This is a genomic window from Pantoea sp. KPR_PJ (assembly GCF_041386365.1).
GTDB lineage: Bacteria > Pseudomonadota > Gammaproteobacteria > Enterobacterales > Enterobacteriaceae > Pantoea.
The window spans coordinates 824,322-842,923 of the sequence record NZ_JABMIK010000001.1 but is presented as its reverse complement, the minus strand read 5'-3'; the positions used below and the strand labels follow the sequence as shown (position 1 = coordinate 842,923).

At 56.1% G+C, this 18,602-nt stretch carries 15 protein-coding genes; 9 read left to right on the top strand and 6 right to left on the bottom strand.

The window, feature by feature from the left end:
• Positions 1–4 precede the first annotated feature (4 nt).
• From HP564_RS04005 to HP564_RS03990, 4 genes are read left to right on the top strand one after another with little or no spacing between them, the layout of a single operon-like run.
• Positions 5–1,168, top strand: a complete 1,164-nt coding sequence (locus tag HP564_RS04005) for a mandelate racemase/muconate lactonizing enzyme family protein (RefSeq protein ID WP_371240377.1) — start codon at positions 5–7, stop codon at positions 1,166–1,168.
• Complete coding sequence (locus HP564_RS04000; protein WP_371240375.1) at positions 1,162–2,058, top strand: dihydrodipicolinate synthase family protein; 897 nt, start codon at positions 1,162–1,164, stop codon at positions 2,056–2,058. Before HP564_RS04005 ends, HP564_RS04000 begins: the two co-directional genes overlap by 7 nt.
• Positions 2,055–2,951, top strand: coding sequence for a 2-dehydro-3-deoxygalactonokinase (locus HP564_RS03995; protein ID WP_371240373.1), 897 nt, complete (start codon positions 2,055–2,057; stop codon positions 2,949–2,951). The genes HP564_RS04000 and HP564_RS03995 overlap by 4 nt, the downstream gene beginning before the upstream one ends.
• A complete protein-coding gene (locus tag HP564_RS03990; RefSeq protein WP_371240371.1) occupies positions 2,941–3,534 on the top strand; it encodes a bifunctional 4-hydroxy-2-oxoglutarate aldolase/2-dehydro-3-deoxy-phosphogluconate aldolase in 594 nt (197 codons plus the stop codon). The genes HP564_RS03995 and HP564_RS03990 overlap by 11 nt, the downstream gene beginning before the upstream one ends.
• Here the strand turns inward: HP564_RS03990 and HP564_RS03985 are convergent.
• Entirely contained in the window at positions 3,520–4,209 is a 690-nt protein-coding gene (locus tag HP564_RS03985) for a helix-turn-helix domain-containing protein (RefSeq protein WP_371240369.1), read from the bottom strand. The two genes, HP564_RS03990 and HP564_RS03985, sit on opposite strands and share 15 nt — an antisense overlap.
• A gap of 157 nt (positions 4,210–4,366) precedes the next feature.
• Between HP564_RS03985 and HP564_RS03980 the strand changes: the two genes are divergently transcribed.
• Both HP564_RS03980 and dcuR read left to right on the top strand, forming a co-directional pair.
• Positions 4,367–5,938, top strand: a complete 1,572-nt coding sequence (locus tag HP564_RS03980) for a sensor histidine kinase (RefSeq protein WP_371240678.1) — start codon at positions 4,367–4,369, stop codon at positions 5,936–5,938.
• Complete coding sequence (gene dcuR / locus HP564_RS03975; RefSeq protein ID WP_371240367.1) at positions 5,935–6,654, top strand: two-component system response regulator DcuR; 720 nt, start codon at positions 5,935–5,937, stop codon at positions 6,652–6,654. Before HP564_RS03980 ends, dcuR begins: the two co-directional genes overlap by 4 nt.
• On the opposite strand, the gene HP564_RS03970 is transcribed toward dcuR, so the two are convergent.
• Both HP564_RS03970 and HP564_RS03965 read right to left on the bottom strand, forming a co-directional pair.
• Entirely contained in the window at positions 6,635–7,609 is a 975-nt protein-coding gene (locus HP564_RS03970) for an FAD:protein FMN transferase (RefSeq protein WP_371240365.1), read from the bottom strand. The two genes, dcuR and HP564_RS03970, sit on opposite strands and share 20 nt — an antisense overlap.
• Before the next feature lie 90 nt (positions 7,610–7,699).
• Entirely contained in the window at positions 7,700–10,477 is a 2,778-nt protein-coding gene (locus HP564_RS03965; RefSeq protein ID WP_371240363.1) for a flavocytochrome c, read from the bottom strand.
• A 572-nt stretch (positions 10,478–11,049) separates the two neighbouring features.
• Here HP564_RS03965 and HP564_RS03960 point away from each other — a divergent pair.
• Entirely contained in the window at positions 11,050–12,564 is a 1,515-nt protein-coding gene (locus HP564_RS03960) for an anion permease (protein ID WP_371240361.1), read from the top strand.
• 155 nt (positions 12,565–12,719) lie between these two features.
• Positions 12,720–14,366, top strand: coding sequence for a class I fumarate hydratase FumA (fumA, locus tag HP564_RS03955; RefSeq protein ID WP_371240359.1), 1,647 nt, complete (start codon positions 12,720–12,722; stop codon positions 14,364–14,366).
• Positions 14,367–14,533: 167 nt separating this feature from the next.
• Here fumA and HP564_RS03950 read toward each other — a convergent pair whose 3' ends face one another.
• The 3 genes from HP564_RS03950 to HP564_RS03940 form a co-directional block, all read right to left on the bottom strand.
• Positions 14,534–14,716 (bottom strand): hypothetical protein, encoded by a 183-nt coding sequence (locus HP564_RS03950; protein ID WP_371240357.1) that lies wholly within the window; start codon positions 14,714–14,716, stop codon positions 14,534–14,536.
• A gap of 178 nt (positions 14,717–14,894) precedes the next feature.
• Positions 14,895–16,415, bottom strand: a complete 1,521-nt coding sequence (locus HP564_RS03945) for an aldehyde dehydrogenase family protein (protein ID WP_371240355.1) — start codon at positions 16,413–16,415, stop codon at positions 14,895–14,897.
• A 354-nt stretch (positions 16,416–16,769) separates the two neighbouring features.
• Positions 16,770–17,492, bottom strand: coding sequence for a glutamine amidotransferase (locus HP564_RS03940; RefSeq protein WP_371240353.1), 723 nt, complete (start codon positions 17,490–17,492; stop codon positions 16,770–16,772).
• 182 nt (positions 17,493–17,674) lie between these two features.
• On the opposite strand from HP564_RS03940, the gene HP564_RS03935 reads away from it, so the two are divergent.
• Positions 17,675–18,559, top strand: coding sequence for a DMT family transporter (locus tag HP564_RS03935; RefSeq protein WP_371240351.1), 885 nt, complete (start codon positions 17,675–17,677; stop codon positions 18,557–18,559).
• Positions 18,560–18,602 lie beyond the last annotated feature (43 nt).

The following is an 18,602-nucleotide window of genomic DNA, read 5'->3' as shown; positions in this document are numbered from 1 at the left end:
CGATATGCAGATTACACGTGTCGAGTGTTTCCCCCTCAAAATCGCGCCTGAACAGGTTTATCTCGGGGGTGAGGCAGACGAAAACGCCCCCGACTATTACTACCGTCCTGAATACCGCTGTGTCTATTCGCGCAAGATGGAAACCTGCCTGGTGAAAATCACCAGCAGCGAAGGTCACGTGGGTTGGGGAGAAGCGCTGGCCCCCGTGGTGCCGCAGGTGATTGCTGAACTGATCAATCAGCTGTTTGCGCCCCTGTTAATCGGTGAATCACCGTTCTCCAGCGGCGTTCTGAACGCCAGAATGTATGACTCGATGCGCGATCGCGGCCACACCGGCGGCTACCACCTCGATGCCATTGCTGGCGTGGACATTGCGCTATGGGATCTCAAAGGCAAAATTCTCGGCCTCCCCGTTCATCAACTGCTCGGTGGCGCATTTCGCGATGCCATTCCTTGCTATGTCTCGGGTTTGCCTGAGCCCGACATTGAGAGCCGCTGCTGCCTTGCCAGGCAGTGGCAGGAGAAAGGCTTTCATGCCGTGAAGCTGGCGCTGGGCTATGGCGTGCGCGAAGACATCGACAATATCCGTGCAATTCGCGAAACGATCGGCGATGAGGCGCAAATTTTTATTGATGCCCACTGGAATTACAGCGTGGCGGAGGCCACCGACCTGGCGGCGCAACTTCACGCGCTGGGGGTCGGTTTTCTTGAATCCCCGCTGCTGCCAGAAGATATTGTTGGCCATCGTGAACTGCGCGCCAAAAGCGCAATTAGCATTGCGCTGGGCGAAACCGAGCGCTCGCGCTATCAGTTCAAAGCCATCATTGAACAGCGTGCGGCAGATATTCTGCAACCCGACGTGGGCCGAACCGGTATCAGTGAACTGATGCGCATCGCTTCGCTGGCTGAAACCTGGAATTTGCGCGTTGCTCCGCATTTAAGCGTGGGCTTAGGCCCCTGCATTGCCGCCTCGATTCACGTCGCCGCCGCCATCCCCAACCTGTTCATGCTCGAATATCAGCCGCCGGTTTTTGCCATTGCCAGTCAGCTGCTGGAGCAACCACTGAGATGCGAACGTGGTGCCTATCATCTGCCGCAGGGAGCAGGATTAGGTATCGAAATCAATGAAGATCGCGTGCGCGACGTGATGACGGAGGCCGCATGTTAAAAGGCAATGTCCCGATCCTTGCCACCGCATTTGATGAGCGGGGCCAGCTAGACCTGACGTCGATTGAGCGTCTGGTTCGGTTTCTGCTGCAACAGGGTATTGATGGTCTGGCACTGTTTGGTAATGCTTCCGAAGGTTATGCGCTGACTCAGGAAGAAAAGCAGGCGCTGTTTTACTGCGTTAAAAAGCAGGTTGGTGACCTGCCGCTGGTGGCGGCGGCTGGCGGTGCGTCCTCCGCCGTTGCCATTGACGACATCAATCGTGTACATCGCTGGGGTGCGACGGTGGCGATGGTCAATCCACCATCGGTGGTCAAACCGGGGCCGGAGGAGATCTATCACTACTGGCGCGACATCTGCCAGGCCTGCTCGATCGACATCATGATTCAGGATGCACCATTGATGACCGGCGTGACGATTCCCGTGCCGACGCTGGTGCGGCTGTGCCAGGACTTTCCAGCCATCCGATACATTAAAGTGGAACAGCCGCCGAGTACGCTGAAAATCACCGCGTTAAAACAGGCGCTGGGCGATAGCGTGGGCCTGTTTGGCGGCTTGAATGCCGGGTTCCTGTTTGAAGAGTTATGCCGGGGCGTGACGGGCACCATGCCCGCCTGCGAATTTCCGGAAGTCATTAATGCGATTCTGTCGGCATGGCAGGAGGATCGCCAGCAGGCCCAGGGGCTGTTTTATCGCTATCTTCCTTTCCTGCGCTACGGCGTGCAGCCGGGGATCGGTGTCGCCATTCATAAAACCGTGCTGCACTGGGCAGGAATTTTTACCACGGATTACGTGCGTGAACCGGCGAAAAGCCTGGATGAGATCACGCGTCACGAGCTAAGGGAACTGACTCAGTTTCTGCCGCTGACCGTGCTGAAGGAGCGCTCATGAACTACATTGCGGTGGACTGGGGCACCAGCAACTTTCGCGCGCTCAGCGTGCGCGACGGCGTTGTCATTAAATCGGTGCTGGCAAGCTGCGGCGTCGGCAGCTGCCAGCGCGCCGAGCTGCCTGGGATTTTACAGCAGCAGTTGCGAAGGCTTGATGAAGCGTACGACGAACAGTTGCCGGTGCTGCTCTGCGGCATGATTGGCAGCAATCTCGGTATCGCTGATGCAGGCTATCTTGCAATGCCGCTCAGCTTTTCGCAGCTGCTTGGTAAAGGCATGCCGTTGCCGGGTATCCTGCCAAACCCGCTGACCTTACGTCCCGGTATTTGCGACAGCCAGGTTAATGAGATCTGTCGGGGTGAAGAGATACAGCTGGCTGGTGCGTTGGTGCATTCTACTGCCAACACCTTTGCGGCCGTCGGCACCCACAGTAAGTGGCTCAGGGTGGATCGCCTGGCGCAGCAGGTCACAGGCTTACACACCCTGATGACCGGCGAGCTTTATCATCTGCTGCTGACCTGTTCCGTGGTGGGCAAAGGCTTACCGGCGCAATCTTTCTCGCTGGCGGCCTTTCAGGCCGGCGTTGAGACTGCGCAAAGGGTGATGCGTGAAGAGACCGAGCTGGTGACGGAACTCTTTCGCTGTCGGGGGCGCTACATTCTGGGGGCGATGGAAAAGGAGGATGCCGCTTCGTGGCTTTCTGGCCTGCTGACAGGATATGAAATTACGCGCGCGCACCCCGGCGGCGATCAAACGGTTTGCTTTATTGGCAGTGATACACTGCTGCCGCATTACCAGCAGGCCTGCGAGATACTGCACTGCCGCTATGAATTGCTCTCCGCTGAACGCGCGATCGTTACCGGACTGAATGAGGTCTTTCGCTATGGTGAATAGTCAGCAAATTATCGCCATTCTGCGTGGAATAACACCCGAAGACGCGGTGTCGCATATTGCCTGCTTACAAGAGCACGGCATTAACCGCGTTGAGATCACCACGAATTCACCCGGCTGGGAAACCAGCCTGCATCAGGTTCGTCAGCATTTTGGCCATGAAGTCCAGCTTGGTGTAGGGACAGTCACTACCGCAGAGCAGGTGCAGCGCTGCTTCGATGCCGATGCCGATTTTATCCTTACCCCCAACCTGAACCCGCAGGTGATTGCACAGGCAAAACAACACCGGCTGTTCATCTGCGCGGGGGTTTTTACGCCTGGCGACATCTTCACGGCCGCGGCGCTGGGAGTCGATGTCATGAAAATATTTCCCGCCTGTGCACTGCCGCCAAACTATCCGCAGCTGATTAAAGGCCCCCTCTCCCGGCCCGTCCATTTTTCGGCTGTAGGCGGCATAGAGCTGGACAATGCTGGTGCGTTTTTGCGCTTTTATGACAGCGTCGGGTTAGGTTCTGCGCTCTATCTGCCCGGCCAGCGCGTAGCCGACACCGCTGCGCGCTGCAGACAACTGCTACAGTATCGGTAATGATTCGCCGCTGATTCTTTTCGCCGCCGCCGTCAGGTACAGACGCAAACTTTCACGGTCTATTTTTTTACTGCTGATATTGGATAACGCAATCGCGGCCTGCATGCCGGGAATGTTGCAGGCCAGCCGATAATCACCCGATCCAAAATCTTTGGCAAATACCTGATGCCGACGCGCTTCATCAATATCCTTTTTCAGCAGTTGATAGTCATGAATGCCAATCTGGCTGATGATCTCTTCATCGCTCATCGCTGACAGCAATTTAATGCCAATCACTGAATCATGTACGGGGTAGGATTCATAATTGCCAATGGCACGGGCAATACTGTTTCCACCACGGGTGTGGATTAAATAGACCACGTTTTTTCCACTCAGTACGCCGATGACAATGGAGATAGCGCGATCGCCGCTCTCTTCCAGCAGATCCATCACCGCATTGTAAAAGGCAGAGTTATGAATGGCGTGAGCGGACAGGCGGTGAATGCCGATACCCAGACTGTATTTGCGGCTGGCGTGACGTTGTACCATGTCGAGCGCCAGCAGCGTCTGCATGAGTCGCGTGACCTTTGCGGAATCCAGTTCAAGCTCGCGTCCCATTTCGCGGATGCCCTGCGGACGATTCGCCGTTGCCAGTAAATTCAGGCAGCGGAAGGCGTCATAGACGGTACGGTTCATAAACCTCCTGATATGAGATAGCGGGCGGCGCTATCGATGATATTCGCACTAAACCTCTTTGCAAACCCGCCCAGAAAGCGATAATACCCCACCCCTGATTGCCAAAGGCACGACGATGCGTGACATACCGCAAGGCACCCTGACCCGCAAAAAACATATGAAGCTGAGCACCCTCGTCACGCTGATGATTGGTGCGGTCGTCACCTTCGTGCTGCTCAGCGTGCATCTGCTCTATTTCTTCCAGATCGGTCACGCTACCCAAAGTCAGCTCGAAGATAAGGCGATGGCCGTGGCGCGCACGCTGGCGGACGTGCCCGACATTCAGCGGGCGCTCAGCGGCTCACCTGATGCCAACATTATTCAGCCCATCGCACGCGCGGCACAGCAGCACAATAATCTGCTGTTTGTGGTGGTCACCAATATGCAGAGCATCCGCTATTCACACCTCAATCCGGCGCTGATTGGCCAGCATTTTATCGGCAACGATATTCTTCCTGCTCTTCAGGGAAAGGAGAACGTCTCGGTCAATCGCGGTGCGCTGGCCGAAGCGCTGCGCGTTTTCACCCCGGTTTACAACGCACAGCATCAGCAGATTGGCGTAGTGTCTATCGGCATCTCACTGGAAGCGGTCAGCGATCGAATTAACCAGAGTCGCTGGAGCATTATCTGGACTATCCTGATTGGTGCACTGGCTGGCACGCTGGGCACGCTGGCGCTGGTAAAAACCCTGAAGCGCATTTTGTTCGGTCTGGAACCGCGAGAGATCTCGTCGCTGTTTGAACAGCGGCAGGCAATTTTGCACTCCATTAAAGAGGGGGTAATTGCCGTTGATGCGGATGCCGACGTATCGCTGATCAACGATGCGGCGCAGAAACTGCTGACAGACACTACCACCAACAGAATGGATGAGACCAGCGTGATCCATACTCAACTACTGGAAACACTGCGCTCTGGTCGTGCGCGACGCGACGAAGAGCTTAATATCAATGGTCACCTCCTGCTAAGCAATACCGTTCCGGTCTATAGTCAGCAGCGGCTAATCGGCGCGGTCTGCACCTTCAGAGATAAAACCGAAATCAGCCAGCTGCTGCAGCGGCTGAGCGGCATGGTAAACTATGTCGATGCGCTGCGAGAGCGCTCGCATGAATTTATGAACAAGCTGCACGTCATTCTGGGCCTGCTGCACATGAAAAACTATGCGCAGGTTGAGGCCTATATCTTAAAGACGGCGAATAACTATCAGACCGAAATTGGTTCGCTGCTCGACAAGATCAAATCGCCGGTCATCGCGGGCTTCCTGCTGAGTAAAATCAATCGTGCTTCCGACAGCGGCCATCGCCTGACGCTGAGCGACGCCAGCTTTTTACCGGACATCGGCAATGAGCAGCAAATTGCGACGTTGATTACCGTGCTGGGCAATCTGATTGAAAACGCGCTGGATGCGCTGGGTGAGGAAACGGGCGGCGACATACACGTTATGCTGCATTACCAGAACGGCTGGCTGGCGTGCGAAGTCAGCGATGACGGCCCCGGCATCCCCACTGAACAGCTGGATGCTATCTTTGAAAAAGGCGTGTCGACAAAAGGTGAAGATCGCGGCGTTGGGCTCTATCTGCTGAAGCAGCAGACAGAGCAACTTGGCGGCAGCGTGAGCGTGGAGTCAGAACCTGGCGTGTTTACCCAATTTTTTGTACAACTTCCCTGGGATGGAGGAAACAAAACCGCATGATCAATGTGTTAGTGGTCGATGATGACGCCATGGTTGCCGAGCTGAATCGTGTATATGTCGGACAGGTATCGGGCTTTCACTGCGTCGGCACCGCCTCCACGCTACAGCAGGCGAAAGAGATGATCGTCCACGGCGAGCCCGCCGTGGACCTGGTACTGCTTGATATCTATCTGCAGCATGAGAATGGACTGGATCTGTTGCCGGAGCTGCGCGAGGCGAAACAGCCTGTGGAGGTGATTATCATCTCCTCCGCTGCCGATGCGGCTACCATCAAAACCTCCCTGCACTACGGCGTGGTCGATTACCTGATCAAGCCTTTCCAGTTCCCGCGTTTTGAAGAGGCGCTGACCAACTGGCGGCAAAAGAAGTCGCTTATGGACAACCATCTTTATTATCAACAGGCAGAGGTGGATCAGCTAATCCATGGCAATCCCCCCACCAGCAACGACAGCAAACGCCTGCCCAAAGGGCTGACGCCTCAGACACTGCGCACGCTCTGCCAGTGGATTGATGCCCATCCCGGCAGCGAATTCTCTACCGATGAGCTGGCGGCCGAGGTCAATATCTCGCGCGTATCCTGCCGCAAATACCTGATCTGGCTGGCGCAAATTAATATTCTGTTCACCAGCATCCATTACGGCGCAACCGGCCGTCCGGTCTATCGCTACCGCCTGCAGCCGGAGTATCACTCGCTGCTCAGGCAGTACTGTCAGTAATCAGGCGATAACGGTCATCAAGCAGCCTGAAGCTAAACTGGCGCGACGAGGAGCAAATAATCTCGTCGTCGCGCGTCACAAAAATAGCCTCGATGTGCGGCAGATCGCGCAGCGCCAGCAGGCTTCTTTCTACTCCTAACCCGTAAAGCAACGTGGTGTAGATATCGCCATCCAGTGAGCGATCGGCGATCACCGTCACGCTCAGCAGCTCGTTATCCAGCGGATAGCCGCTGCGTGCATCAAGAATATGGTGATAACAGCGTCCGTCCAGTTCGAAATAGCGCTCATAGATGCCCGAGGTCACGACCGACTTGCCGACCACCTCCATCACGCCGATCAGCTCATCGCGCTGGCTGAAAGGTTTTTTCAGCCCAACCGCCCAGCCAGCTGACTCTGGCGGCGCACCCAGCGTCTGCACATTGCCACCAAGATTGATCAGCGCCCTCTCCACCTTCTGGTGACGTAGAAACCCACGCACGACATCCGCGATATAGCCTTTAGCGATGGCACCCAGATCGATCTCCATCCCCGGCTGGCGCAGAAACACGCTGAGACGCGCCGGATCCAGCTCTACCTGATGGGGATCCGTCAGAGCAATAAGCTGCGCCAGCTCCTGCGGCGGCGGCACGCTGTGTCCCTGAAAGCCAATCTTCCAGCGTTTCACCAGCGGACCAATAGTGAAATTGAACAGGCTGTCCGGCAGCAGGCTAACCTGATGCGCGCACTGGATCAGATCGAACACGTCGCGGCTGACGCTCACTGCCGCTTTGCCTGCCGCGTGGTTGATGGCCATCACCTCAGAGTGTGCCCGGTTAACGGTCAGAATATTCTCCTGATGGCGGATTACGCGAAACACCTGAGCGGCAAGCGTCGCATTATTATCGAAAAGCTTCAGAAGGATGGGTGACCCCATCAATACGGCGGACCAGGCGTAAACGCCTTCATCGGCTGTCATAGATGCCTCAGATGCGAGAGAAAAAAAAGCGGTGCCAGCTCGTCAGGCACCGCTTCAGGAGGGGAACGGGCGATTCAGTACCCGCCGCCGCTAGCTGCGCGCCAGCGCCGCCGCATTACGACCGGCAACCAGGCCAAAGATAATAATATCCGCCACGGCGTTGCCGCCGATGCGGTTAGCGCCGTGGATACCCCCTACCACCTCGCCCGCAGCCCAGGCACCGCGAATGACCTCTTTATTACGGTCGAGCACGGCGGTATCGGTATTGATGGTTACACCACCCATGGTGTGATGCACGCCAGGCGCAACGCGGATGGCATAGAACGGCCCCTGATTGAGCGGATGACGTAGCGCGGTGGTCCGGCCAAAGTCCTCATCTTTCTGGTTAACCACAAAGTCGTTGTAGCGGCCCAGCGTCTCTTCCAGCGTGGTGTGCTCCATGTTGAGCTTCACTGCCAGCTCGCCTACCGTTGGCGCACTCATCACAAAACCTTTGGCGATATACTCATCCGCCGCTTTGTTGTTCTCGCGCACCTGCTCATCAAACACCACCCAGGCACTTTTCTCTGGCAGGGCAATGATTTCCGCTGACACTTTGTCACGCGTCTCCATCTCGTTAAAGAAGCGTTTACCCGCCTGCGATACCAGGATGGCCCCACCGCCGCGGATGGACTCAGAAATCAGATAAGAGGTGGTCTGTTCCACCGTCGGATGGATCTGGATCTCACCCATGTCCACGGTATCTGCGCCCAGCTGTTGCAGCATGGCGATGCCGCTGCCGGTGGCCCCTTTATGGTTGGTGGTGACGAAACCATCGAGTTCCGGACGGTATTTCACCACCATTTCGCGGTTGGCGCTGAAGCCGCCGGTTGCCACGATAACGCTCTTCGCATACAGAATACGACTGTCGTAATACTCATCGACGACTTTAACCCCCGTTACTGCGCCGTTTTCAGAGAGAATTTCCGCCACGGAAGTATCGAGCAGCACTTCAATATTGCGCTTGTTGATGTTTTTCACCAGGCCGCTGATCAGGTAGCCGCCAACCGCTGAGCGATCCGCTGGGCGGTGCGTGCGGTCAATGCTCATACCGCCAGTGATGGTGATATCGTTGAGTTCAATACCGTGATCGGCCAGCCAGTCAATCGCCTCCGGTCCCAGCTCAACAAATTCACGCAGCAGCTGCGGATTGTTTTTGTTTTTGCCGCCCTTCAGCGTCTCCTGATAGAACAGCTCTTTGCTGTCTTTGATGCCTTTCATCGCCTGGAAACGCGTTTCCGCGGCATTCATGCCCACCGACGCTTTGATGGTGTTACCACCAATGGTCGGCATTTTTTCGATAATCACCACGCGTGCGCCTTCATCATGCGCCTGTATAGCTGCGGCCAGGCCTGCGCCGCCGCTGCCAATCACCACCACATCATAGTTTTGCGGCGCTGAGGGGTTGCCGCCCTCTTCAATCACATACTCTTTGCTGGATGTCGAGAGCGCGCGCGATACCGCTTTCTTCAGCGCCTCACTCTGCGTGGTTGCGCCGGTAATGGCATCAACGTGTGGACTGTTGGCAACCAGTATGCGGTTACGCAGACTCTCAAAGGTGGCGGTGAAGTCGACGTCAAGCGTGTCGTCCGGCACCATGGAGATGTCGGTAATACGGTCCGTGTCCAGCGTAACGTTGATTTTCAGCTTCAGCGCTTCCGCCTCTACTTTCTCCTGATAGACACCGGCTTTATATCTCCGTCCCGGCGCGCTGACTTCGCGGATCATGGCGTCCACCAGCGAGAAGCGCCACAGCGGCTCAGGAATCTTCAGCGCTTCACGCTGGGTGCTGTCGATAAAGAGATCCAGATGTTCATTGTTCAGCACGCGATCCGCCCAGTCCGGATAGGCGATGCAGGCTTTACCAATTGCGACAAGATCGTAGCCGTGCGTCAGCGCCATCTCGGCGTCAGACTTGTTCACTACCCCACCCACCCCGATCACCGGCACTTTTGCCAGGCGTTCAGAGCGCTGCGCGATATATTTATCAATCAGCGGTGTGGGATCTTGCTTGTCGACAATAGAAGGACGCAGCAGCTGGCCAACGGAGAAGTGAACATAGTCCAGCCCGCGCTCCGCCAGTTTTTCCAGCAAGTAGAGGGTATCGGCAAAGCGGATGCCGGGCACTTCGATCTCTTCGGGTGAGAAGCGATAGCCGATAACAAAGGTATTGTGCGCGATGCGCTCAGCCATCTTATGGGCAATATCGAGCACCGCCAGCGGGAAGCGGGCGCGATTTTCACGGCTGCCGCCCCACTTGTCATCACGCTGGTTTGAGTTAGGAGAGTAGAACTGCTGGATCAGGTAGGTGTTAGCACCGTGGATTTCGACCCCGTCAAAGCCAGCTTTGATCGCGCGGTTTACCGCATCACCAAATTTGGTGATCATCACCTCGACTTCCTCCGCCGTCAGCGCCTGCGGCGTGGTGGCGCCTTCGCGCGGTGCGGCGATAGCGCTGGGGCCAACCGGCGTTTTACCGCCAATCAGCTCGGGTTCAACCATACGGCCACCGTGATAGATCTGCAAAATCGCCGTTGAACCCTGCGATTTAATCGCGTCTGCAATTCTGGCCAGGCCCGGGATCTTGTTGTCGTTGTCGATGGCGATGGCACCGGGGAACGCAGGTCCTTTCGAATCAATAAAGCAGCACTCGACAATCACCATGCCCAGCGTACCGGCACGGGCACGATAGTATTCCACTAATTCGCTGGTGACTGTGCCGTCATAAAAGCCGGTACAGGTCGTCATCGGCGCCATCACCAGGCGGTTTTTTAATACAAGGCCGTTCGGCAGTGAAAGGGGATTTAAAAGCGGGGTGCGAGTATTCATGTAAATTAACTCCGGAATTTAAAAAGCTTAAAAATCTTTTCGGACGGGATACCCTGACGATTATTAAGAGGTCCGACTTCATGTCACTAATATAGCAATTACTTTAATAACAAAACCAGTTAATATAGTTATAAAACTTTTTAAGAGCGGAGTAATTTATTTTGCAATGCTCAAAATTTTAGTTATAGTAATGTTAGCGAAAGCGCTAGAAAAATCAAACATTTGTTAATAACAAAAAATTACGATTTACAATCAGGAGGTTAAAGACCTCTTTTTAGACCATGGCGGGGAGGTAAACATGTCTTGTTTCATGCGGAATCTTCTTAACGTTCGCGCTGCCCTATTACTTACACAAAGAAACAAAAAGGGCTTAACGTACTTTTTGATCCAGATCAAAAATTACTATTATGACAGGCGCATCATATAGTCAGGTTACAAAGTTTTATTTAATAAAGTCGCTATGTGAAGACGTTATTCAATAAGGTTTTGGTGAGGTCATTCTGGCGAAAGAATATTAACGCCCTTCTCAACAAACCCAACATTCTTTTCTTTTTAACTTGCAGACCACGACTATGAATATGAAAACGACGCTGAACGACGCCGCGCAAGCGGCACCCGTCCCACCGCCGGGACAATCCAAACGCTGGCTTATGCTGGCCCTTCCCATCATCGTTGCCGTACTGCTGTTACTGGTCCCTACCCCTGCCGGGCTGGAGCCTTATGCCTGGCACTTCTTTGCCATTTTTGTGGGCGTTATCGTCGGCTTGATCTTTGAGCCGTTACCGGGCGCGGTTATCGGCCTGACGGGCGTGGTGGCTATCGCGCTGTTCAGTCAGTATGTGCTGTTCAGCCCGGCTGAGCTCGCCAGACCCGGCTTTAAAGTGGCAACCGAGGCGTTTAAGTGGGGCGTAAGTGGCTTTGGCAACTCTACCGTCTGGCTGATTTTTGGCGCCTTTATGTTTGCCGCTGGCTACGATAAAACGCAGTTTGGTCGCCGTCTGGCACTGATCCTGGTGAAATATCTTGGCCGCCGCAGCCTGACGCTCGGCTACGCCATCACCTTCGCTGATCTGCTGCTGGCCCCCTTTACGCCGTCAAACACCGCGCGCAGCGGCGGTACTATCTACCCAATTATCGCCAACCTGCCGCCGCTCTATGGCTCGAAGCCCAACGATCCCAGCGCGCGCCGTATCGGTTCCTATCTGATGTGGGTGGCGATCACCGCCGCCTGTATCACCAGCTCGATGTTCCTCTCGGCGCTGGCGCCCAACCTGCTGGCGCTGGCGCTGGTGAAAAGCATTGTTGGCTTTGATATCTCCTGGGGCATGTGGTTTATCGCCTTCCTGCCGCTCGGCGTGCTGCTGATTTTAATCATGCCGCTGCTGGCCTACTGGCTCTATCCGCCTGAAGTCAAAGTGAACGACGAGGTGCCACGCTGGGCCAGTGCCGAGCTGCAAAAACTGGGCAAGCTGTCGCGCAATGAAATCCTGCTGCTGATCTTTGTGGTGTGCGCGCTGCTGATGTGGATTTTCGCCACCTCCTGGATTGAACCCGCTATGGCCGCGCTGCTGGTAATCGTGCTGATGCTGTGGACCGGCGTGCTCAACTGGAATGACATTACCAGTAATAAAGCGGCATGGAATACCTTTGCCTGGTTTGCCACCCTGGTGGCGCTGGCGGATGGCCTGGCGCGCGTCGGCTTTATCGCCTGGCTGGGTAAAGAAGGTGGCATGCTGCTCCACGGCTACGATCCGCAGGTTTCTGCAGTGGTGTTGCTCATCGCCTTCTATCTGCTGCACTACCTGTTTGCCAGCACCACCGCGCACACCACAGCACTGTTGCCCGCGATGCTCACTATCGCCGCCTCCATTCCGGGTATTAATATGCCAGTGTTCTGCCTGATGCTCTGTACCTCGCTGGGTGTGATGGGGATCATTACCCCTTACGGCACCGGTCCGAGTCCGATTTACTACGGCAGCGGATACCTGCCGACCAAAGACTACTGGCGTCTGGGCACTATCTTCGGCCTGCTGTTCCTGGTACTGCTGATGCTGATCGCCTACCCCTGGATGGAAATGCTCTACTAAATCAGGCGACGAATCAGGTTAATAAAGTGTAAAATCTTTTCCCTTCTGCTTACGTCAGTCGCGCCGGGCGCGACTGACGAAATAAAAACCAACAATCTCTGCGGCAGTGGGTTTCGCGCAGTGTGAGCCATCGCCGCATGATTAAGTGAGCTGAGATGTCGAACAAACCTTTCTACTACCAAGAACCTTTTCCGCTGTCCCACGATGATACGCAGTACTACCTGCTGACCCGCGAGCACGTTTCCGTTGCCAGCTTTGACGGTGAAGAGGTGCTGAAGGTCGATCCCAAAGCGCTGACGCTGCTGGCACAGCAGGCATTTCATGACGCCTCTTTTATGCTGCGCCCGGCGCACCAGCAGCAGGTGGCTTCAATTCTGGCTGACGACGAGGCGAGCGAAAACGACAAATATGTCGCGCTCCAGTTTCTGCGCAACTCTGAAATTGCCGCCAGGGGCGTACTGCCTACCTGTCAGGATACCGGCACGGCGATCATCATGGGCAAGAAAGGCCAGCGCGTCTGGACCGGCGGCGGTGATGAAGCCGCGCTGTCACAGGGCATCTACAACACCTTTATCGAGGATAATCTGCGCTACTCTCAGAACGCCGCGCTCGATATGTATAACGAGGTGAACACCGGCACCAACCTGCCTGCGCAGATCGACCTCTACAGCACCGATGGCGATGAGTATAAATTTCTCTGCATCGCCAAGGGCGGCGGCTCCGCCAATAAAACCTATCTTTACCAGGAGACCAAAGCGCTGCTCAGCCCTGGCAAACTGAAAAACTATCTGGTCGACAAGATGATGTCGCTCGGCACGGCTGCCTGCCCGCCCTACCATATTGCGTTTGTCATTGGTGGCACCTCCGCTGAGAGCACGCTGAAAACCGTGAAGCTGGCCTCTACTCACTACTACGACGCGCTGCCTACAGAGGGCAACGAGCATGGCCAGGCGTTCCGCGATGTAGCACTGGAGCAAGAGCTGCTGGAAGCGGCGCAAAAGCTCGGCCTGGGCGCGCAGTTTGGCGGCAAATATTTTGCGCACGATATTCGCGTAGTGCGTCTGCCGCGTCACGGTGCCTCCTGCCCGGTAGGGATGGGTGTTTCCTGCTCTGCCGACCGTAATATCAAAGCCAAGATTAACCGCGACGGTATCTGGATTGAGAAGCTGGAAGATAACCCGGCACAGTATATTCCTGAAGCGCTGCGCCAGCAGGGCGAAGGTGATGTGGTCAGCGTCGATCTGAACCGCCCGATGCGTGACATTCTGGCACAGCTGTCGGCGTTTCCGGTCTCTACCCGTCTGTCGCTGAGCGGTACCATTATCGTGGCACGCGATATTGCCCACGCGAAGTTAAAAGAGCGCATTGATAAGGGTGAAGGACTGCCACAGTACGTGAAAGATCACCCAATCTACTACGCGGGTCCGGCGAAAACTCCGGCGGGCTACGCTTCAGGCTCCCTTGGCCCGACGACCGCAGGCCGCATGGATTCCTACGTTGACCTGCTACAGTCGCACGGCGGCAGCATGATTATGCTGGCCAAGGGCAACCGCAGCCAGCAGGTAACGGATGCCTGTCATAAACATGGCGGCTTCTACCTGGGCAGCATTGGGGGCCCGGCGGCGGTACTGGCGCAGCAGAGCATCAAGAAACTGGAGTGCGTGGAGTATGCCGAGCTGGGTATGGAAGCGATCTGGAAGATTGAAGTTGAGAACTTCCCGGCGTTTATTCTGGTAGACGATAAGGGCAACGACTTCTTTAAGCAGATTCAGGACAGCACCTGCGCGCGCTGCGTGAAATAACCTGCAACTACGCTGTCCCGGGCCGCCTGTGTTTACACTAAGCAGGTGGCCTGACATGAATCGCCTGACGTCTCGCGTCAGGGACAGCGTGCATCGGGCAAACAGAAGTCTCCTGCGTGCAGGGGCGATCGCACCTTGCTAAGCACGCCTGCACCACCCGACTCTTTTTACCAGAATGTTGTCTTATGGCGCAGCGTCTCGCACGCCTCGGGTGCCCGCAACCGATCGGCGGCGTCGCCATTGCTCAGCGCCATCATCTGACGCTCCGGCAGATTTACCGCAATAATGCTGTTCTCCAGCCCGTCCAGCACATCATCGTATTCAGTTAATACGTTATAGAACTCGTTCATCAACATTCCTTATTCAGTTCAGCCTCTGGCCTGTCAGCGCGCGCCCCTGATTCTGCCACAGCTATTTTACGCGGTGATGACAGTTAATAATGGGTCGAAATAACGCTAAATATGCCGGATTAAATATGAAACAAAAACGGCGTGTTGCCCAGCAGACAACACGCCGTAAAAGGCTAAATCAGAAGAAACCGAGCGGCTGAACGCTGTAGCTCACCAGCAGGTTTTTGGTTTGCTGATAGTGATCCAGCATCATTTTGTGAGTCTCACGTCCGATCCCCGATTTTTTGTAGCCGCCAAAGGCCGCATGCGCCGGGTAGAGATGATAGCAGTTGGTCCAGACGCGCCCCGCCTTGATGGCGCGGCCCACGCGGTAGGCCCGGTTGATATCGCGCGTCCAGACGCCCGCCCCCAGCCCATAAATGGAGTCGTTAGCGATAGCGACCGCTTCCGCCTCATCCTTAAAGGTGGTGATGCCAATCACCGGCCCAAAAATCTCCTCCTGGAAAACCCGCATGCTGTTGTTTCCCTTCAGCAGCGTCGGCTGAATGTAATAGCCGCTGGCAAGATGCCCTTCCAGCTTCTCCACCCCGCCGCCGGTCAGCACCTCGGCACCCTCCTGCTGGGCGATCTCGAGATAGGAGAGGATTTTGTCGAACTGCTGCTGCGACGCCTGTGCGCCAACCATGGTTTCACTGTCCATGGGATCGCCACGCTTGATGGTTTTAATGCGTTTCATCACCGCGGCCATAAAGGGTTCAAAAATCGACTCCTGCACCAGCGCACGGGACGGGCAGGTGCAAACTTCACCCTGATTCAGGAAGCCGAGCACCAGGCCTTCGGCGGCCTTGTCGATAAAGCTCTCTTCGGCCTGCATAATGTCTTCAAAGAAGATATTGGGCGATTTTCCGCCTAATTCCACGGTTGAGGGGATCAGGCTTTTCGCTGCCAGTTCCAGAATATGGCCGCCGGTGGCGGTGGAACCGGTAAACGCCACTTTTGCAATATCGGGATGAGAGGCCAGCGCTTCGCCCGCCTCTCTGCCGTAGCCGTGAACCACATTGACGACGCCCGGCGGCAGCAGATCCTTAATCAGCTCAACGAACAGCGTAATGCTGAGCGGCGTCTGTTCGGCGGGTTTTAACACCACGCAGTTGCCCGCCCCGAGCGCTGGCGCCAGCTTCCACGCCGCCATCAGCAGCGGGAAGTTCCATGGGATAATCTGTGCTACCACGCCCAGTGGTTCATGGAAGTGATAAGCAGCGGTAAACTCATCAATTTCAGCCGCCGTGCCCTCCTGTGCCCGCACGCAGCCGGCAAAATAGCGAAAATGATCTACCGCCAGCGGCAGATCAGCGGCCAGCGTTTCCCGCACTGGCTTACCGTTATCCCAGGTTTCATTCACCGCCAGATATTCCAGATTTTGCTCCAGCCGGTCGGCGATCTTCAGCAGCGCCAGCGCGCGATTCTGCGGCGAGGTTTTCCCCCAGGCTTCAGCCGCGGCGTGCGCAGCCGCAACGGCCTTGTCTACATCGGCTTTATCCGAGCGCGGAAATTCACCCACCACCGAGCCGTTTACCGGCGAGGTATTGGTAAAGTAATTCCCGTTCACCGGCTCAACAAATTCACCGTTGATGAAGTTGCCATAACTTTGTTGCAGCTTAATCAGAGAACCCTGTTCTCCGGGAGAGGCATAACGCATGGTGAATCTCCTTGCAGGATAGGTATTGAAACAACAATGAAACTTGCCGTTAACAATGAATGAACAAACCTAGCCTGTCAGATGTTGCTGTCGGAAACTGTGACCGCCACAAAGGAAAAGCACGCCGCTTGCCTGAAGGGATTATTCCAGCCACTAACCGACGCGTGAAAGCTCGCGCGCCGTTGGGTTGGTCAGAAGAGGTGACAGGAGGAGAATGACAAGCGGGCTTTCATGCACTGACACCGGGCGGCGTTTTTGTGCCTGTATCACGATACCTTGCTCACCGGGCCGGATCTGTCGCGCGCCCTGCGCCACAACAGCGGGTGCTGAAGAACCGGCCGTCCGCATGCGCGGCTATGTGCCCTGCGCCTGCCGCGCCTGCGGTCGCGTCTGCTGCCAGAACGCTACCAGCAGCTGGCGCGCCCAGTCGATGCCCTCGATATCGGCACCATCGTCGCTGACGTCTCCCGGCAGACAGGCCTGCATAACAGGGCGCGAGAACTCAGGATGAAACTGCACTGACAGCGCCTGCGGCGAATAGCGGAGGATCTGGCAGCCATCTTTGGCTGATTTTGCCAGCACCTGCGCCTGTGGCGGCGGGGTGATCACCGACTGGCGGTGTGAAAGCCAGACGTTGAACGCGGAGGGCAGCGCCGCCAGCAGCTCGTCGCGCCCGGCTTCCGCTTCGCACACCAGCGGCAGCAGACCGCGCTCCCAGCCGTTGGGGTTGTCTGCCACCTTCCCGCCCAGCGCGTAAGCCATCAGCTGATGACCGTAGCAGACGCCGAGCAGCGGCAGCCGGGCGTCAATGGCTGCGCGCACCCATGCGGCAGTGCGCTCGCTCCACTCTGCATGATCGGTCACCATCGCCCAGGATCCGCTGAGAATGGCCCCGCTGATGCGATCAAACTGCGGCAGCGCCTCGCCAAGATGTGGACGCACAATGAGATACTCATCCGCATGCAGGCCAAGCGCATCAATAAACCAGCGTGGCTGTTCGCCAATCTTATCGGCGACGGCAGCAGGCGGAACTTCCAGCTGAATCAGAGCAAGGGGCAAGGCAGAGGCGCAACTCATATTGAATTCATTCCCTTTCTGGTAGACGTCACGGCAAATCAGTCTGCCAGCAAAGCGGCAGGTTGTCTTATGATTTTCCCGCCTCTGTCATAACAGAAAAATATTTGTCATCGCCTGTCAGCGACTCCGTGCTTCGTGTCATCATGACAACGTGGTGAAAAATAACAGCGAAGGATGTAACTGTGGCGTTGCGGCATTTTTTTCTTGTGTTAATGGTGGTGTCTATCTGGGCGTTTAATAACGTGGCGGTGAAGTGGGGCCTGATGGAGCTGCCGCCGCTGTTCCTGACCTGCATGCGCTTTGTAGTGGTTTCTGTTGTCCTGATCCCCTTCTGCCGCATCACGCGTCAGCAGCTGCCCTGGCTTATGGCGCTGGCCTTTACCTTCGGCTTTGTACACTTTTCGCTGCTGTTTGTCGGGATGCGCTATACCGATGCCGGAACCGGGGCGATTGTTGTCCAGCTCGGTACCCCCATTGCCATGCTGCTGGCGATGGGGGTGCTGAAAGAGCGGCTGACGGTGATCCAGCTCTTCGGCATCGCCCTCTCCCTGTGCGGCGTGGCGGTGCTCTCCGGCAGCCCAACCATTCCCGCCTGGTGGGTACTGACGATCCTGCTCTGTAGCGCGACTGGCTGGGCGATCAGCAACCTGATTGTGAAGAAATCGCCGCCGATTAAACCCCTGACCATGACCGGCTGGATCGCCTTTCTGGCTGTGCCCATCGTGGGCCTCTCCTCTCTGGTGATGGAGTCACATCAGCTCTACGCGCTGAGTCATGCGGGCTGGCGCGGCTGGTTTGGTATTCTCTACAGCGCAGTCGCCTCCTCCATTGTTGCCTATACCCTCTGGTACGGGCTGCTGAAAAAATACAACGTTAACCTGATCATGCCCTACTCGCTGCTGACGCCGGTACTGTCGGTGCTGATGGGCATAGTGGTGCTCGGCGACAGCCTTAACAGTTTTAAAATCATCGGTGCCTCGCTGGTGGTGTGCGGCACGGCGATAGCGGTTATCAACCTGCGCAGTCTGCGTATGCACGCTCGCTTCCCACGCCTGCGCCGCCGCTGAATAAGCGGTGCTATGCTTCATAAACACCCTTTTATGGAGAATC

What these genes read in the sequence shown, in the direction of transcription:
- HP564_RS04005 (WP_371240377.1), top strand. Translation starts at nt 5, where the DNA reads ATGCAGATTACACGTGTCGAGTGTTTCCCCCTCAAAATCGCGCCTGAA.
- HP564_RS04000 (WP_371240375.1), top strand. Translation starts at nt 1,162, where the DNA reads ATGTTAAAAGGCAATGTCCCGATCCTTGCCACCGCATTTGATGAGCGG.
- HP564_RS03995 (WP_371240373.1), top strand. Translation starts at nt 2,055, where the DNA reads ATGAACTACATTGCGGTGGACTGGGGCACCAGCAACTTTCGCGCGCTC.
- HP564_RS03990 (WP_371240371.1), top strand. Translation starts at nt 2,941, where the DNA reads ATGGTGAATAGTCAGCAAATTATCGCCATTCTGCGTGGAATAACACCC.
- HP564_RS03985 (WP_371240369.1), bottom strand. Translation starts at nt 4,209, where the DNA reads ATGAACCGTACCGTCTATGACGCCTTCCGCTGCCTGAATTTACTGGCA.
- HP564_RS03980 (WP_371240678.1), top strand. Translation starts at nt 4,367, where the DNA reads ATGAAGCTGAGCACCCTCGTCACGCTGATGATTGGTGCGGTCGTCACC.
- dcuR (WP_371240367.1), top strand. Translation starts at nt 5,935, where the DNA reads ATGATCAATGTGTTAGTGGTCGATGATGACGCCATGGTTGCCGAGCTG.
- HP564_RS03970 (WP_371240365.1), bottom strand. Translation starts at nt 7,609, where the DNA reads ATGACAGCCGATGAAGGCGTTTACGCCTGGTCCGCCGTATTGATGGGG.
- HP564_RS03965 (WP_371240363.1), bottom strand. Translation starts at nt 10,477, where the DNA reads ATGAATACTCGCACCCCGCTTTTAAATCCCCTTTCACTGCCGAACGGC.
- HP564_RS03960 (WP_371240361.1), top strand. Translation starts at nt 11,050, where the DNA reads ATGAATATGAAAACGACGCTGAACGACGCCGCGCAAGCGGCACCCGTC.
- fumA (WP_371240359.1), top strand. Translation starts at nt 12,720, where the DNA reads ATGTCGAACAAACCTTTCTACTACCAAGAACCTTTTCCGCTGTCCCAC.
- HP564_RS03950 (WP_371240357.1), bottom strand. Translation starts at nt 14,716, where the DNA reads ATGAACGAGTTCTATAACGTATTAACTGAATACGATGATGTGCTGGAC.
- HP564_RS03945 (WP_371240355.1), bottom strand. Translation starts at nt 16,415, where the DNA reads ATGCGTTATGCCTCTCCCGGAGAACAGGGTTCTCTGATTAAGCTGCAA.
- HP564_RS03940 (WP_371240353.1), bottom strand. Translation starts at nt 17,492, where the DNA reads ATGAGTTGCGCCTCTGCCTTGCCCCTTGCTCTGATTCAGCTGGAAGTT.